Origin of the sequence: Pseudomonas sp. BIGb0558, from assembly GCF_024807515.1 — a bacterium.
Classification (GTDB): domain Bacteria; phylum Pseudomonadota; class Gammaproteobacteria; order Pseudomonadales; family Pseudomonadaceae; genus Aquipseudomonas; species Aquipseudomonas yamanorum_A.
In genome coordinates this window covers 89,238-104,778 of record NZ_JANUEW010000009.1, presented here as the reverse complement: position 1 = coordinate 104,778, position 15,541 = coordinate 89,238, and the positions used below count along the sequence as shown (strand labels likewise).

General features: G+C 59.5%; 14 protein-coding genes and 1 pseudogene. 8 read left to right on the top strand and 7 right to left on the bottom strand.

Annotated features, from left to right (window positions below; genetic code table 11):
• Positions 1 to 22: 22 nt before the first annotated feature.
• The 3 genes and pseudogenes from M2400_RS13930 to M2400_RS13920 form a co-directional block, all read left to right on the top strand.
• Positions 23 to 109 (top strand): annotated as a pseudogene (locus tag M2400_RS13930) (outer membrane lipoprotein carrier protein LolA); the annotation flags it as partial.
• A gap of 60 nt (positions 110 to 169) precedes the next feature.
• Positions 170 to 1,840, top strand: a complete 1,671-nt coding sequence (locus tag M2400_RS13925; RefSeq protein ID WP_405046195.1) for a methyl-accepting chemotaxis protein — start codon at positions 170 to 172, stop codon at positions 1,838 to 1,840.
• Positions 1,841 to 1,965: 125 nt separating this feature from the next.
• On the top strand, positions 1,966 to 2,169 hold the full coding sequence (locus tag M2400_RS13920; RefSeq protein WP_177044692.1) for a hypothetical protein: 204 nt from the start codon (positions 1,966 to 1,968) through the stop codon (positions 2,167 to 2,169).
• A 4-nt stretch (positions 2,170 to 2,173) separates the two neighbouring features.
• Here M2400_RS13920 and M2400_RS13915 read toward each other — a convergent pair whose 3' ends face one another.
• From M2400_RS13915 to M2400_RS13905, 3 genes are all read right to left on the bottom strand, one after another.
• Positions 2,174 to 2,410: a DUF2789 domain-containing protein gene (locus tag M2400_RS13915; RefSeq protein WP_084250787.1), complete on the bottom strand. Its 237-nt coding sequence runs from the start codon at positions 2,408 to 2,410 to the stop codon at positions 2,174 to 2,176.
• 83 nt (positions 2,411 to 2,493) lie between these two features.
• Complete coding sequence (locus M2400_RS13910) at positions 2,494 to 2,724, bottom strand: hypothetical protein (RefSeq protein WP_177044694.1); 231 nt, start codon at positions 2,722 to 2,724, stop codon at positions 2,494 to 2,496.
• Between the two features lie 143 nt (positions 2,725 to 2,867).
• On the bottom strand, positions 2,868 to 3,122 hold the full coding sequence (locus M2400_RS13905; RefSeq protein WP_259197142.1) for a hypothetical protein: 255 nt from the start codon (positions 3,120 to 3,122) through the stop codon (positions 2,868 to 2,870).
• Between the two features lie 414 nt (positions 3,123 to 3,536).
• Here M2400_RS13905 and M2400_RS13900 point away from each other — a divergent pair, with 414 nt between their 5' ends.
• The 3 genes from M2400_RS13900 (at position 3,537) to M2400_RS13890 (ending at position 5,323) form a co-directional block, all read left to right on the top strand.
• Positions 3,537 to 3,986, top strand: coding sequence for a hypothetical protein (locus M2400_RS13900; RefSeq protein ID WP_177044728.1), 450 nt, complete (start codon positions 3,537 to 3,539; stop codon positions 3,984 to 3,986).
• Positions 3,986 to 4,183, top strand: coding sequence for a hypothetical protein (locus tag M2400_RS13895; protein WP_177044696.1), 198 nt, complete (start codon positions 3,986 to 3,988; stop codon positions 4,181 to 4,183). Before M2400_RS13900 ends, M2400_RS13895 begins: the two co-directional genes overlap by 1 nt.
• Before the next feature lie 123 nt (positions 4,184 to 4,306).
• On the top strand, positions 4,307 to 5,323 hold the full coding sequence (locus M2400_RS13890; RefSeq protein WP_177044698.1) for an ABC transporter substrate-binding protein: 1,017 nt from the start codon (positions 4,307 to 4,309) through the stop codon (positions 5,321 to 5,323).
• Between the two features lie 137 nt (positions 5,324 to 5,460).
• Here M2400_RS13890 and M2400_RS13885 read toward each other — a convergent pair whose 3' ends face one another.
• Both M2400_RS13885 and M2400_RS13880 read right to left on the bottom strand, forming a co-directional pair.
• A complete protein-coding gene (locus M2400_RS13885; RefSeq protein ID WP_259197137.1) occupies positions 5,461 to 7,587 on the bottom strand; it encodes a TonB-dependent siderophore receptor in 2,127 nt (708 codons plus the stop codon).
• 95 nt (positions 7,588 to 7,682) lie between these two features.
• Complete coding sequence (locus M2400_RS13880; protein WP_003214719.1) at positions 7,683 to 8,072, bottom strand: DUF2946 domain-containing protein; 390 nt, start codon at positions 8,070 to 8,072, stop codon at positions 7,683 to 7,685.
• A 93-nt stretch (positions 8,073 to 8,165) separates the two neighbouring features.
• Between M2400_RS13880 and M2400_RS13875 the strand changes: the two genes are divergently transcribed.
• Complete coding sequence (locus M2400_RS13875; RefSeq protein ID WP_169388104.1) at positions 8,166 to 8,603, top strand: DUF3995 domain-containing protein; 438 nt, start codon at positions 8,166 to 8,168, stop codon at positions 8,601 to 8,603.
• 87 nt (positions 8,604 to 8,690) lie between these two features.
• Here M2400_RS13875 and M2400_RS13870 read toward each other — a convergent pair whose 3' ends face one another.
• Entirely contained in the window at positions 8,691 to 9,101 is a 411-nt protein-coding gene (locus M2400_RS13870; protein ID WP_177120782.1) for a DUF6896 domain-containing protein, read from the bottom strand.
• Entirely contained in the window at positions 9,098 to 13,750 is a 4,653-nt protein-coding gene (locus M2400_RS13865; RefSeq protein ID WP_259197250.1) for an RHS repeat-associated core domain-containing protein, read from the bottom strand. The genes M2400_RS13870 and M2400_RS13865 overlap by 4 nt, the downstream gene beginning before the upstream one ends.
• Before the next feature lie 365 nt (positions 13,751 to 14,115).
• Between M2400_RS13865 and M2400_RS13860 the strand changes: the two genes are divergently transcribed.
• Positions 14,116 to 15,519, top strand: a complete 1,404-nt coding sequence (locus M2400_RS13860) for an amidase (protein ID WP_259197247.1) — start codon at positions 14,116 to 14,118, stop codon at positions 15,517 to 15,519.
• The last annotated feature ends 22 nt before the right edge of the window (positions 15,520 to 15,541 follow it).

Sequence of the window (15,541 nt, the reverse complement as noted above, 5' to 3'; positions counted from 1 at the left end):
TGCCGTCCTTGTAGGAGCGAGCTTGCTCGCGAAGGTCGCTAACGATAACGCGGGAAGCCTGGTACCCAACGGTGCTCTCAGGTTCTTCGCGAGCAAGCTCGCTCCTACATAGATTTCGCCCGTATTACCCCTGTCTATTGATCTGCTGCAAGCCCCCCACTAAAGGCCCATGGATAATGGCCACGTAGTGGCGTTTAATGCAGTCACAATAACGACAAGCAGTGGGGTAACGAAGATGGCTGGAGACGGATCTCTCATAGGCGCGGCAGTGTCACCCCCTGTGGTGACGCGTCAGTTGCCCGGCTGGTTGACGCCGCTCCTGCAAAGTGCCGCCCTGGTGCTGTTGCTGCTGGGCCTGGCGTTCGGCCAACTCTCGATTTACCTGTGCCTGCCGGTGGCCCTGCTGCTGATCTGGCTGCCCCGCCTGAAACATCGCACCGCCAGCACCGTACCGTCCGACACTACCGATGCCATCGGCGAGCTGACCCGCGACCTGTCCTACACCACCAGTCATAACGCATTGTCTGCTGCGGGCGTGGCCTATTCGGTCAAGCAATTGGCGGCCAGGCTGCAATCGCAATTAGGCGCGGCCAGGCAGATTGTCAGCAGTGCCGAAGTGATGATTGACACCGAGAAGGTCACCTCCGAGCTGAGTCGCCAGGCTCTCGGTGCTGCCAGCCAGGCCCATCAGCGCAGCACCGAAGGGCGCGAAGTGCTGGCGCAATCCATCACCCGCATGCACCAGCTCAGCCAGCGTGCCAACGACAGCCGCCACTTGATCGAGGCCTTGAGCCAGCGCAGCGAAGAAATCCAGCGAGTCACTCTGGTGATCCAGTCGATCGCCAGCCAGACCATCCTGTTGGCCCTGAACGCTGCGATTGAGGCCGCGCGGGCCGGTGAGCACGGTCGCGGTTTTGCGGTGGTCGCCGACGAAGTGCGTGGGCTGGCAGGGCGTACGGCCACGGCCACCGACGAGGTCGGAGTGATGGTGGCGGATATCCAGCAGCGTACCGCCCAGGTGGTGGAGCAGATCCGGCAGTTGTCGGCGGATTTGCAGTCCGGTGTAGAACAGGTGGAACACGCCGGTGAGCAATTGGAGAACATTGCTACCCTGGCCGCGGACGTTGAAGGCCAGGTCAATGAAATCGCCCAAGGCACCGACACCAACCGCGCGCAACTCGACAGTCTGTTTCATGCTGTGGAGCAGATGCGTAGCGACTTGACCGTCAGTGACCAGCAAACCCAACAGCTGGCCGCCGCCGCGGTGCAAATGGAAGGGCAGGCCGAAACCATCAGCGAGCGCCTCGCCGAGGTCGGCCTGGACGACTATCACCAGCGCATCTATGACCTGGCCCGGGAAGGAGCCGGCCGGATCGCCGCGCAGTTCGAAGCCGACGTACTGCAGAACCGCATCAGCCTGGATGACCTGTTCGACCGCAGTTACACGCCCATTCCCAACACCCGGCCAAGCAAGTACCACACCCGCTTCGATGGCTACACCGACCAGGTGCTGCCGGCCATCCAGGAAGCGTTGTTGCCCCGTCATGAGGGGTTGGTATTCGCCATCGCCTGCACGCCACAGGGTTATGTGCCGACCCATAACAAGGCGTTTTCCCAGACATTGACCGGCGACGCCCAGGTGGATGCGCTGCAAAACCGTACCAAGCGCAAGTTTGACGACCGTACCGGGATCCGCTGTGGCAGCCACCAGCAGGCGGTGTTGTTGCAAACCTACACCCGCGATACCGGTGAGTTGATGCACGACTTGTCGGTGCCGATCACGGTCAAGGGCAGGCATTGGGGTGGCTTGCGTCTGGGCTATAAACCCGAGGGCCGCTGATTCACCGAGGCGATTGTTGCAGGTTATGCAAGGGAGCTATTCCGGGGATAGCTTTTTCCAGCTGGAGGAAAACCGTAGCATGGCTGACATTGTTAGCCAGCTAACTAATTTTCTGGAGGCTCTCCATGCAAAACAAAGTCGATGTCGCCGTGATGATTGGCAGTGGCGTACCGCCCACCCTGCGCGCGCTGGGGCGCAAGGCGTGTTGGGTGGTACTGCTTAACGGCGAGCAGCGCGGCACGGCGTTCGCCAGCCGCGATGAGGCAGAAGAGTGCAGGGCTGCCTGGGAGGCGTTGTTGCGCCTGGAGCAGTCAGACAGCCTGCATTGAAGCATCAGCGTGGTTGGTGCAGGCGCTGGTTCAGTTCGTCGACCGCGATGGCCCAGACCGCGTCTTCACGCAGTTCATCTTTAAGGAATTGGGCTTGCTGCGGTGACCAGAAATCTGCGTCGATCAGCTTTACGTCATTGGCCAGGGTGTGTTCGCCGATGAAGGCGTCAATCGCCTCCGGGGAAGATTCCAGGCCAAGTTGTTCAAACAGGTCTTCGAGGGTGTAAGTCGGCGCGTCCATATCGTTCTCCATGCAGGCTGATCATCGTATGCATGGGAGGGTTGTTGCGGGTCAGAGTTCGATCGGATTGTCGCGCCGGGTTATCAGGAGGTCAGTGCGCCTGAATCGACTGCGGCTTTAAGGGCTTTGGCGGCATCCTTGGCAGCGGTGTTGGCGGCGTCTATGGTTTTGAACCAGCGGTCCTTTTCTACCTGGTGGGTTGTCACGGTGGTGAGGGGGGGCTTGGCTCGCATCACGATCACGGCTTGAAATTCACCGTCTACTTCCCTGGCTTCGCCATGGATGAAAAATTCGCCTATATCAAATTCCGTCACGTATAGCCTTCCCTTGGAGGTAATTGCGCTGATGAAACCTGAACCCCAAGGGGACAAATCTCAATGGACGGACCAGTATGGCAGTTGTTACGCGCTGGCGGCGCAGTAAAGTCAACCAGATGACGAAACGACAGCGCCGAGTTTCAGCCGTGGGGCGTCTGCAGGATAGCTTCCAGCTGCCTGGCCAGTTCGCACGCCTGACGATGGCCGCTGCGAAAGCCCTTGATTCGCCCGCTGGGCACTTCAACGATATGGAAGAAGTTTCTTCCGGCGGGTATTACCCGATAGAGAACCGAATGCAGGCAACTGTCGTGGGTGTATAGGGAGTAGAATTGACGCTCATCCAGGAAAGATGAACCTGTGTTCGAGGGGATGGCAATCGGTTGAGGTCGTTGCATAATCAGCTCCTGTCGATCGATCTTGCGGACCCGCTTGCAGTATTTCGGGTGGTTTTGACCCGTGTTGCTGTTTTAGTATTGTCGTCAGCATCCGGCGTCCGGTTCCATCCAAAGCATTAGTTTCTGTGTTGGATGTCGGAAAACTGCATTTTATTAAGGGTTATTGTCTGAAGTAGGGCGGTCGGTATTCTCCGGCCGTTGAACCTGTGATTTCCTGCAACGCCTGGCGACCTTGCGTAAGGTGCGTCGGGTACGCCTGTACTAGTCTTATGGCTTTGCAGCGTGGGCCTTCTTCAGTTTTTCAGTGGATTTGTTGTGTGATCGTGCCGTTTCGGCCGTTTTTTGTGCTGCCCGCCTGGGCGGTCAGCACCTTTTTGATGTGGGGGCGTTTCCTTGGCAGTCAGTAATCTGGATATGCACGCGTTGTTCGTGCTGGGTGATTTGCGCGCAAAGTTGGTCAAGCAGTTTCAATCCCGTTTCGTCTACGTCACTGAGCAGACACCTGAAGGTATCTACATCGCCGAGATCGATACCGAGACGGCGCTGGTGGTGGACGACAAGCCGCGTCTTGAACTCAAGGTCGGTGATCATTTTCGCGCAGCGGTATTGCCCAGTCGCGAAGGTGGCAAGTTCGAACTGAAGTTTCGCGATATCAAGTTGACGGTGTATGGCCTGGGCGACTACGCCTTTGTTTCCTCGGCCGAAGGCCAGGGCATCGTATTCAAGGAAGGCCACAGTGTGATGTTGGTGTTCGCCGCCCATGAGCAGCTGGTTGAAGGCCTGACCAAGACCCTCAAGGCTGTCACCGGCAAGGCTGCCAAGTGGCGCAAGGGTGAGCTGGTGACCTTCAAGGCCAGCGAGTAATGAGCCAGGGTAGGGCGCAGTTCCACGAGCAGCACTTGCTCGATGCCCAGGCCGTGGCGGCGCAGCTGCTTGCCCGCAAGTCCGAGTTGCAGGGCGCCTGGTTGAGTTGGGTGGCCGGCCAGTTATATGAACTCAAGCCCGCCGAGTACGCCAGCATGGTGCGCCGCGAGCTGCAGCGCCTGAACAATCCGCCGTAAATACCAGCACCCTGCCATGTTCGCCGGAACCTCTACTACAGTTGAGTTGACTTAAGTATTCAGAGGCTTCGCGGTGTTACAGCAAAGCCGTTCGCTATTGCTGTAAGGCATGAGGTGTAAAGCATGAAAGGAATTCGAGCACTGTTGGCAGCCTCACTGACGACCCTGAGTCTGTCGGTGGCGTCGCTGCCTGTATCGGCAGCCCAGGCGCCGATCCATTTCGCGGACCTGAACTGGGAAAGCGGCAGCCTGATCACCGAGGTGCTGCGGGTGATTGTCGAAAAGGGCTATGACTTGCCCACCGACACCTTGCCCGGCACCACCATCACCCTGGAAACCGCCCTGGCAAAAAACGACATCCAGGTGATCGGCGAAGAATGGGCAGGCCGCAGCCCGGTGTGGGTCAAGGCCGAGGCTGAGGGCAAAGTGGTGGGCCTGGGGGATATCGTCAAGGGCGCTACCGAAGGCTGGTGGGTGCCGGAATACGTAGTCAAGGGCGACCCGGCCAAAGGCATCAAGCCCCTGGCGCCGGAACTGCGCAGCGTGAAAGACCTGGCGCGCTACAAGGATGTGTTCAAGGACCCCGAGGCACCGACCAAGGGCCGCTTCCTCAACAGCCCGATTGGCTGGACCTCGGAAGTGGTCAACAAGCAAAAGCTCAAGGCCTATGGGCTTGACGACAGCTACGTGAATTTCCGCAGCGGGTCGGGTGCGGCGCTGGACGCCGAGATTGCCTCGTCGATCCGCCGGGGCAAGCCGGTGCTGTTCTATTACTGGTCACCCACGCCATTGATGGGGCGCTACAAGCTGATCCAGCTGGAAGAGCCGCCGTTTGACGCCGAGGCGTGGAAGACCCTGACGGATGCGGATAATCCTGATCCGAAACCCACCCGTTCACTGGCCTCCAAGCTGAGCATTGGTGTGTCTACTCCATTCCAGAAGGAACATCCGCAGATTGCTGAATTCTTTGCCAAGGTCGACTTTCCCATAGAGCCTTTGAACAAGGCGCTGGCCGAAATGAGCGAGAAGCACAGCCAGCCACGTGAAGTCGCCCAGGCGTTCCTCAAGGATCACCCGCAGATCTGGAAGGCGTGGTTGACTGAGGATGTGGCGCAGAAGGTAGAGGCCAGCCTGAAGTAGCCCCTCAATAGTCCTGACTGGCACGGACTAAATGTGGGAGCTGGCTTGCCTGCGATGCCGGCACCTCGGTTTGACTGACAGACCGAGTTGCTGGCATCGCGGGCAAGCCCGGCTCCCACATGGACCCTGTTCCAGCCTTAGAACTTCGTCTGCACCGCCAGCTCGAACGTCCTCGGCGATCCGAGGTAATACGCTGGCGACACATGGGCAAACTCGGCATACACCTCATTGGTCAGGTTGCGCACCCGGCCCGTCACGGAGGTGTGTTGATCCACCTTGTAGGTCAAAAACGTCCCGAACAAGGTATACGCCGGCACCGTCAGGGTGTTGGCATTATCGGCATACACCGACGCCACATACCGTGCATCCACACCCCCTTGCCAATCCTCCGCAAAGTCATAGGTCAGCCACAGATTGCCCACCTGCTTGGGCACATTGGTCGGCGTATTGCCCTTGCGTGATACCACGGCACCACTGGCGGTTTTCTCGTTGAAGTCCTCGTACTCGGCATCGACCCAGGCGTAGTTGCCCTCCAGCAATAGCTTGGGCGTGACCCGCAACGAACTGGCCAGTTCGATACCCTTGGACGACTGCGCGCCCACCGGAATGCTGTTGGTCGGGTCCTGCGGGTCGGTGACGGCGAAGTCCTTGCGCTCGATCCGGTAGGCGGCGACGGTGGCCGAGCCGCGACCGTCCAGGTAGTCGAACTTGCTGCCCACTTCCCACTGCTTGCCGGTGGACACGTCGAACACCTGGGTGGTGCTGCTCGGCTGTTCGGCGGCGGTGCTGTATTGCACATAGACATTGGCTTGGGGAATGAACTGATAGGTCAAGCCAATGCGCCCGGTCACCGGCTCCCAGCTGCGTTTGACGTGCCGGGGATTGCTGGCGGTGATGTCTCGGTGATTGGTCACCTCAAGGTCAATCGCGTCATAGCGCAGGCCGGTGAGCAGCGACAGTTTGTCGGTCAGCCCCAGGCGATTTTCGACGAACAGCGCCTTGGTGGTAACGGCGTTGGTCTTGTCCGGATCGAAGCCGGGCTTGGTGCCGGGAAGGTCATAGAAATGCCCCGGATCGTAGTTGTTCGGGTCCACCGTGTTTTTGCCCGGTACGTTCAGTGGGTTGCTGGTGGTGCTGTTGACCTTGTACTCAATTCCACCGGACCAGGTGGTGCTCAAACCGAAGAATGTGTCGTCATGGCGCAGCTCGAACTGGTTGCCATTCTGCTCGCCCTGATGCCGCACCTGATAGGCCGTCGAGCGATTCACCGCGCTGTTATCCGCGTTGTATTGGTAGGTTTCCAGGTTGCGATAGTCGCGCTGGCTGTCGAGGTGATAGAGGGTGTTTTTCAGGGTGGTGCTGTCGTTGATCCGGTAGTCGATGATCGATCGGACCCAGATCGTGCGTTGCTCATAACGGCCGTCGGCCACGTTGTAGTTGTTGAAGCGGTTGTGCTTGTCGATCTTCAACTCGCCCGACTTCGGGTTGAGCACCGGCGTGCCCCAGTAGGGACTGTCTTCGTGTTCGTCCTGATACTCCAGCGCCAGGGTGTGGGACAGGTTTGGCGTGAAATCACTCAACAGGGAGAACGCCACGCTCCAGGCATCGCGCTGTTGGCGATCGATATAGGTGTGGTTGGTGTTGCGGCTCACGTCCAGGCGCGCGTAATGCTGGACCTCGGCACCCGGTTCGGTCAGCGCATGGTTCAGGCCGAAGGCCATCCCGGCGGTGTCGTAGCTGCCATACGTCAGTTGCCCTTCGGCGGCTTGTTCCTCGCGGGTGGCGAGCTTGGTCACGTAGTTCAGCGAACCACCAACGGAACCGGCGCCGTTGATCAGGGAGGAGGGGCCGCCGACCAGTTCGACCCGGTCATAGATCCACGCATCCACCGGGCGCGCCAGGCCGCCGGACACGGCGACGCCATTGAACATCTGGGTAATCTGGCTGCTGGTAAAACCCCGATAGGAAATGAAGCCGCCAAACCCCGGCGGCGCACTGGCGTTGACCCCGGGCAGGGTATTGGCCGCGTCCTGGAAGGTCTTGGCGCCTCGGCGTTCGATGTCGTTGCGATTGGCAATGGCGATGGACGCCGGGGTTTCCCGCACGCTCAGCCCGAGGCGCGAGGCCATGCCGCTGGATTGGTCCAGGGCCAGGCCGGGTTCGCCGGTTTGCTCGCCATCAATGGTGGTCGGTGCCAGCTCAATCGCCCAGGCGCTGACAGGCAGGCAGCCGAACAGGCCCGCCAAAAGGGGTAAATGTTTCATGGTTGAATCCTGAAAAACATGGCTTGAAAACAACCCACGGCCGTCCGTACTCCCAAAGGAGACAGCAGCATGGGCAAATCAAAAAAGCGCAGGTATCAGGCGAAGGCGGGTGGGGCGCGCGGATTAGCCGCAGGCCAGGTGAAGCGGGCAGGAATGTCGGCGCTGGCAACGATTGCCGGCGGCGGCGCATGGGGTTGCGGCAGCACGGCCACATTGAGGCTGGAGTTGAGCGCCGGGCCCATGCCCCCCGTGGAGCACAGCGGGCAACCGAAGGCTTTCGAGAGCGTGGGCAGGGATTCATCGGTGGACTTGTAAGGCGCCGGCGCCTGGGTGCGCGGGTCTACCGTACAGAACTGGCCGCCGATGCCGTTGAGCTGCATCCCGACCATTTGCCCGTGGCCAATGCTGCAGGCGAACACATTGAACAGGACGCAGCAGTAGAGCATCCAGGCAATGAGCGAGCGGTCGGTACGGGCGAGTTTCATGGGGCGGCACTTTACCATCAGCCGCCGACGAATTGCCTGCAAAAAATCTCAAGAGGTCTATCCTCTTCCGGACTTTTCCAAGGATATCCAGCCATGAGCTTTTTAGTCGCGCGATGGATCGTCGGGGTGTTCGGCTTTATCAGCCTGGTGCATTTGTACTGGGCGGCCGGTGGCAAATTGGGGGTTGCCGCGGCGATTCCGCAGCTGCCGGGTGAATTCGCCAGTGGGCCACGGCCGGCGTTCAAGCCGTCGGCGCTGGGCACGCTGCTGGTGGGTGTGGGGCTGGTGGCGATTGCGGTGCTGGTGTGTTTGCGGGCCGGGCTGTATTTCGAACCGGTGTCCAACCATGCCTTGCAATGGGGCATCAGTGCGGTGGCACTGGTGATGTTTGCCCGGGCGATTGGGGATTCGGAGCTGGTGGGTTTTTTCAAGAAGGTGGGTGGGTCGCGGTTTGCGCGGCTGGATACGTTTTTTTATTCGCCGTTGTGTCTGGTGTTGGGGGCGGGGTTGTTGGTGGTGGCGTGGAGTTGAGGGGGAGTGTTTCCCGCGAAAGAGTGAGTTTACGCTGTATAAACTCATATGCTCGCCTGGTGACAGTTGGTCAGGGGGCGAGCCGGGTCAAGGATTCAGGAAGTATAGGTTGGACATGGAATCAGTGATTCTTTGCGCTTTTCCTTGCGCTACATAGTTATTGAATTCTCGTTCGAGTGTGTTTTGGTTAGTGTACTTTTTGTACCTGTGTGGTACTTCGCATGCGTATATGTAAAGCCGCCACGGATCGAAGCCATCCACCCTTTCGTTGGGGCCGTAGTCGAAATCGATACAGACTCCGGAAAAATCGACTCTGCAGCCAATCCCGTGTAGTTCGTAGGAGATGTTGTCAGTGATCCTCCCGCGTTGCGGGATTTGATTGCTGCGCCAAAGCCGGAGAATGTTTTTTGTGCCGAATGTTTGTTCAAGTAAGTCTGTCGCTTTTTTTACTTGATATATATATTCACGGATCAAACTCTCTAGGTTGTTCTTTTTCATCTTCTCGGCCTTTCCAATCTATCAAGTCCAACAGCATTCGAAGCGTTTATTACGTCATCTTTGCTTTTGAGCGTTCCCTTATGGCTATTTAGGTTCTCGATCAATTTTATGGTGACTGGCGTATTTGCCCGTCTTGCCGCTGATGCCCGGTGGTGGCCGTCGATAATATAGCGCTGCCCGTTCACCTCGACCACGTCGATTGGCTCATTTGTGTCGTAACCCTTGCTCCGCATGCTGAGGGAGATTTCGTCAACTCGCTTGGTTGATTTTTTTCCCTCGATGCTATGTGTTCGATTCAAGCTTTCCACGTCAACTCCGCTAATAACCGGCGGCGAAGGTATACCTTCATCGGCTTTTGCTTTGCTAGCAGGGTCGTTATCAAAGGCTTTCGGCTTACATCCATCCCCACCCGGACAAGTATTCAACCCCAGCGGATCAACCCACCCCGTCGGGTTTGGAGCGTACTGATAGCCGTTCAGTCCACCCGCCAGTTTCACGGGATCAGGCGTCAGGTAACGGCCAACATCCGGATTGTAGTAGCGATGTCGGTTGTAGTGCAGCCCGCTTTCCGGGTCGAAGTATTGGCCCTGGAAGCGCAGCGGGTTGGTGACGGTGTTGACGTCGAGCTTCGCGATTTGGCCGTAGGCGCGGTAGTGGGCAGACCACACGATTTCGCCATCGGGTGTGGTGAGTTCCTGCGGGGTGCCGAGGTGGTCGAGTTGGTAGTGGAAGGGTTTTACGTCTTCCGGGCCGTAGCCTTTCAGCAGTGCTAACGGGCGGAAGCTGTTGGGTTCGTAGATATAGCTTTGGTGATGATCAGCGCTGTGCTCGGCGATCAGGGTGTCGCCTTGCCAGAAAAACTCGGTGGTTTGGCCTTTTATCGTTTTGGCGATACGCCGACCAAACGGGTCATAGCGATAGCTGGCCTGGGTGCCGTCCGGTTGGGTGACTCCGATCAGGCGGTGCTGACAGTCGTAGCGGTATTCGGTGACCAGCTGCTGGGCACGGCCCCGGCGTTCGCTCAGGAGATTGCCAAAGGCGTCGTAGTCGTAATGACGGTCGCCTTGCATCAACAGGCGGTTGCCTTTGACTACGCTGGGGCCAACGCGGTCCTGCATCAGCAGGTTGCCCGCCGGGTCGTGGACGAAGCGTTCCTGCAGGTCGTGCGAGTGGTCGGCGCGGGTCAGGCGGTCGAGCGGGTCGTAGTGGTAATCGTGCTGGCCTTTGCGGGTGTCGAGGATGCGGGTCAGGTTGCCGCGTTTGTCGTAGTCGTATTGGCGGCGTTGGTGGCGTTGTTCCTGTTGGGTGATGGCGTGGGCGTGCAGCCGGCCCTGGTCGTCGTAGTGGTAGTGACTTAGGAGCTGGCCTTGCTGGCGCTGGTGTTCGCGGCCGGACTTGAACAGGTGCGAGGTGAGCGGGTTGCCATTCAGCGCGATGGTGGCAAGGTCGCCGCCTTTGTCGTGATGGAAGGTGAGGCGGTTGTTGTCGGGCAGGCGCAGATAGTTGAGCTGCCCGCATTCGTCGTAGCCATAGCGCAAGGTGCCCCAGCCCTGATGTTCGGCGGTGAGGCGGTTTTGCACGTCGTATTCGTAGTGGAGCGGCCAATGACCATCATCGACGCTGAGGAGATTGCCGAGGCGATCGTAGGTGTAATCGACAATGCTGCGGTCGGGCAGGGTTTTTCGTACAAGGCGACCGGCGCCGTCTCGCTGATAGCCAGTAACCAGCTGACTACCATCGTCACCGTATTCTGTCTTTTCCAGCAGATGTCCGGCGAGGTCATAAACATAGGCGGTGCGGCGCCCATCAAACCCGATTTCCTGCTGGATCAGGCCGTTGGCGTGATAGTCGAGCCGATAGGTTTCGCCGACTTCGTTTTCAATCTCAGTCAGTAACAACCGGGCATTGTCGTAACGGTATTTGAGCTGTGTGCCGTCGGGATTAATCCGACGGCTGATCAGGTGCAAACCGTCTGCATACTCATAGCGAGTAACCCGACCCAGCTCATCGCGCTCGGCAGTGATTTTTCCGTACGGGTTGTAGCTGAATTCGCGAGTGGCACCACCGGGCTGAATCACCTTCAGCAAACGCCCTACGGCGTCCCACTGATACTGGGTCAGCGCACTGTGCTCATCCACACAGGCCACCTGCCGGCCCAGGTCGTTGTAGCGATAACGCCGCACACCGCCACTCGCCAGCTTCTCCTCGATAAGCTGGCCACGTTCATTCCAGATAAATCGCTGACTGCTGTTGTCCGGGTGCCAGACGCCGGAGAGTTTTCCGTGTTTGGTGTAGGTGTATTCGGTGTAGTTACCGTCCGGATCGGTCTTGCGGGTGATATCGCCTTGATCGTTACGCAGATATTTCCAGACGGCGTCACCACGCCGCACAACCCGCACGAAACCGTTGTCATGCTCGTAGGACGTGGGCGCATCATCCCCGGGAAACAGCGCAATCAACCGACCGGCTTCGTCGTACTGATACGCCGTCACCGCGCCGAGCGGATCCTGCTCGACTGTCAGCCGGCCTTTGTCATCGTAGGATTTGAAGTGCTCGGCACCGTCCGGATCAATCCGTTGCACCAGCCGCGCGCGCTGGTCGTGGACGTAGACTTCCTGGCTGCCATCGGCGTTGTGCACGGTGACGCTGCCGTTGTCGTCCCAGGCGTACCGCGTGTCCATCTGGGAGAAGCTGGCCCAGTGGCGGATACACCTTGCAGATTTACCGGACCGTTCCCACTCCCAGAAGAAACTCGCCCCACCGGCCAGTTGCCGCTCCAGAATCACCTGCTGATCGTCGTACCGATAACGTTCGCTTTCGCCTACAGCGTTGGTCGCCTCAACCAACCGCCAAGCGTCGTCGTACGTGTAGGAAACAACGTTCTGCTCGGTAACCCAGTCCAGTTCCCGCTGCACCTGATAGTCGACGGCAACGATATGCCCGCGGTCATACCGCAACAGCAATCCTTGGCCGACGTGGTTATCAATCCGCTGAATCCGCCCGGAGTAGTCTCGGGAAATACGCAGCCGGTTGTCGTACGCGTCGCTGATCGACGTCAGTACACCGTCACGGAAGTGGTAGAAAAGGGACGCCTGAGACAGCACCAACTCATCAGGCAAAGCGCCCAGATAAATCCCTGCTTCCGCCAGGCTATTGGTGATGGCCGGTCGCGCAGAAGAGGGCAGGGGAAACGTAGTGCTGCGGTTTTCGTGATCGGTCCAGATCACCGACTCGCCGCTAATCACCAACCGTTGAGCCAGCGCATGACTCCAGCCAAACCCCAACCCGCAATCCACTTCCACCGCACTGCTGCGATACAACCGCGTCCAGGCAAAGGGCAGCACGCCATCCAACGATCCGTCGGTGAGGGTCAGCAGCTCCTCACCGGTAACCATCGACACCGGGCAGCCATTGGTTGTGGTCTTGTCTGCGGGAGCGGCCGCATCTCCTCCAGGGTTCTTGGCAGAGGCGGGCACATCATCCACAAGCTCCTGCTTCACCAGCGCCGTGCGCGCCGTCTTCGGCTCCCGCACCAGAGCCGCCGGATTCGAAACCTGATCTGGACCCACCTTCAACGGCACCGCCGCTGCCTTCACTGGCACCGCATGACTCTGAAGCACCACCGGCTTAAGCACTTCGGCATGCCCATCCATCCGGGCCGTGCCGCCCAGCGTGGCCATCTGCTCCAGCCATTCCCGTGCCCGCTCGGACTTGACCTTGCCCAGCACCTGCGCACCCAGGCGTACGGCCACACCCATGCCGCCGGTGGCCCATAGCAACAGCAGGTTGAGCAAGACTTCGGTGGTGATTTCCCCCAGCAACTCAAACATGTAATGCGGCGGCAGCATGCGCATCCAACTGACCATCGCGGACAGGTAGATAAACAGCAGCGGCTCATCGCTGAGGATCAACAACCCTTTGGCAATTGCCTCATTACTGAGCTTCAGCAGCGCCGCAAGCTCGGCCTGGGAGATGTACTGCAGCAGCTTTTCGCTGTTGGGCTTGATGTCTGCTAACCATTGGTACAGTTGCGCAATACCGTCCCAAAGACCGTAAAGCACGTTGCCAAACCCTTGCGCATAGGCCACTTGCAGCGAGGTATACCGATCGACATAACCGGCCTTGGAATAGCTCTCCCATATCGGCTTGAACGTGCTCGTCCACTCGCCACGCAGGCGACCTTCCAGCAAGCTGATCCCGGACTGATAGGAGGCATACAGCGCCTTGATGTGGTCCTTGGAAACGTTGGGATAAAAGCTGACCCGGTACTGCCGGTCGACGGTGCACTCGGTGACTTCGAGAATGCCGCTGGGGCCGATGGTTTTATGGAGGGGGTCGCCGAGCGGGCCACCGTCTTGCGCGATTTCCTGGAGCATCACGGGCGTATTGCCGATGGGCACGAACCGTGTGCTCTGGAACATGTGCACCAGGGTCAACGGTGAGTTGGCCTTGCAGGTCGCGACGGTGCTGCTGGGATACAGAGAACGGGTGATGGGCGCGACCAGCGACACCTCATCGCCGACCTTGAACACCTGCTCGACATCCAGTGCCGAAAAGCTCCAGAAGCTCTCGGCCCATGCGTCGTAGGTGTTCAGGCAGTGTGTGAAGTCGTTGAGAACCGCATTGACGTCGCGCGTCTTCGGGTCCATCGCCGCCACGACGAAAAAGCCAATGGCGGGAATCAAGAGGCAGCCCCACCGGGCAGAGCAGTAATCGAAAAAGACATCGGCGTTCCCTCGCGCTGTGTGATCAGGCGAGGGACTTTGCAGAGGTTTGTGAGAGAAAGAAGTCAGAGCTATCCACTGCTACTGATAGGACGTTTCGCCAAATCCCCGGCTAAACCGGCCCGTTTTCGTAAGCCAAATCTCTGACAAAAATAAATCCCACAAAACCCACATACACAACAAATCCAACTTGACAGCCGCCATTCCCTTGGCATCTATTGACGTACCCGCTGGACCATTTCGCAGATGTCCCAGGATGCTCAATGAAGACTGATACCTCACTCACCGATATGCCCAGCGTCCTGCAGGCAGCCGAACGCATCCGCCAAGGCACACTCACTCCCGTGCAACTGGTGGAGCAAAGCCTCGAATCCATCAAAACCCACAATCCCACACTGAACGCGTTTGGCGACGTCTACACCGAATCCGCACTTGAGCAGGCCCATGCCATGACGGCGGCCGCCGAGGCCGGGCAGATAAAAGGCCCGCTCCACGGCATCCCCTTCGGCATCAAGGACCTGTTCTCCACCGCCAACCTGCGCACCACCCGTGGCTCGCTCACTGGGCTGGATAACGTCCCCACACAAGACGCCCCGATCATCCGCCGTCTCAAAGACGCCGGCGCGATCATCCTCGGCAAGACCGCCACCACCGAATTCGGCTGGACCGGCGCCAGTACCTCCCGCGTCTTCGGCAACGGTCGCAACCCGTGGAACCCGCAACTCACCAGCGGCGGTTCCAGCTCCGGCTCGGCCATTGCCGTGGCGGTGCGGATGGTCCCGGCCACGCTGGGCTCCGACGGCGGCGGTTCGGTGCGTATTCCGGGCGCCTTCTGCGGTGCATTTGCCCTTAAAGGCTCCCTGGGGCGAATCCCCACCTGGCCCTGGTCCGCCACGGAGATGCTCAGCCACGCCGGGCCGATCACGCGCACCGTGCGCGACAGCGCGTTGCTCTTCGATATCCTCTCCGGCCCCGACCCGCTGGACCACCAGGCCTTGCCCGCGCCCACCGAGTCCTACCTGGCGCGCTGCGACCAGCCGCTGGGCCCTTTGCGCGTGGCGTACTGCCCGACCTTGTTCGATACACCCGTGGACCCGGTCATCGCCGCCACCGTCGAAGCGGCGGTGCATTACCTCGCAGATGAGCTGCCGGTCACTGTCACCACCATGACCCTGGACTGGCAAGACCCGCTCTCCACCTTCGAAACCCTGTGGGTCGGCGGGCGCGGGATTGCCTACGGTAAATCCCTGGCCGATCGCCTCGACCAACTGGACCCAGGTTTTGCCGCGCTGATCAAGCGTTCCGCCGATTACGATCTGGCGGCTTACCTCAAGGCCGTGCAGCAACGTGCACTGTTCGCCAATCAGGTACACGCCTTGTTTAATGAATACGACGTGTTGTTGATGCCGACGATGCCGATCCTGCCGTTCGCCGCCGATCGCGTGGCCCCGCAAGGTTGGCCAGGCGAGGAGGGTGCAGTGCCGTGGGCGCGCTGGACGCCGTTTACCTACCCGTTCAATATCACCGGCAACCCCGCCGCCAGCCTGCCCTGTGGTTTCAGCCCGAGCGGTTTGCCGATTGGCTTGCAGGTGATCGGCCCGCGGTTTGCCGACGCCCAGGTGCTGCAATTCTGCGCAGCCGTGGAAGCGATCGCACCCTGGGATCAGCACCTTCCCCCGCTGCTGTATCCCTGATTGATTGCACCCGGAGTGGGCT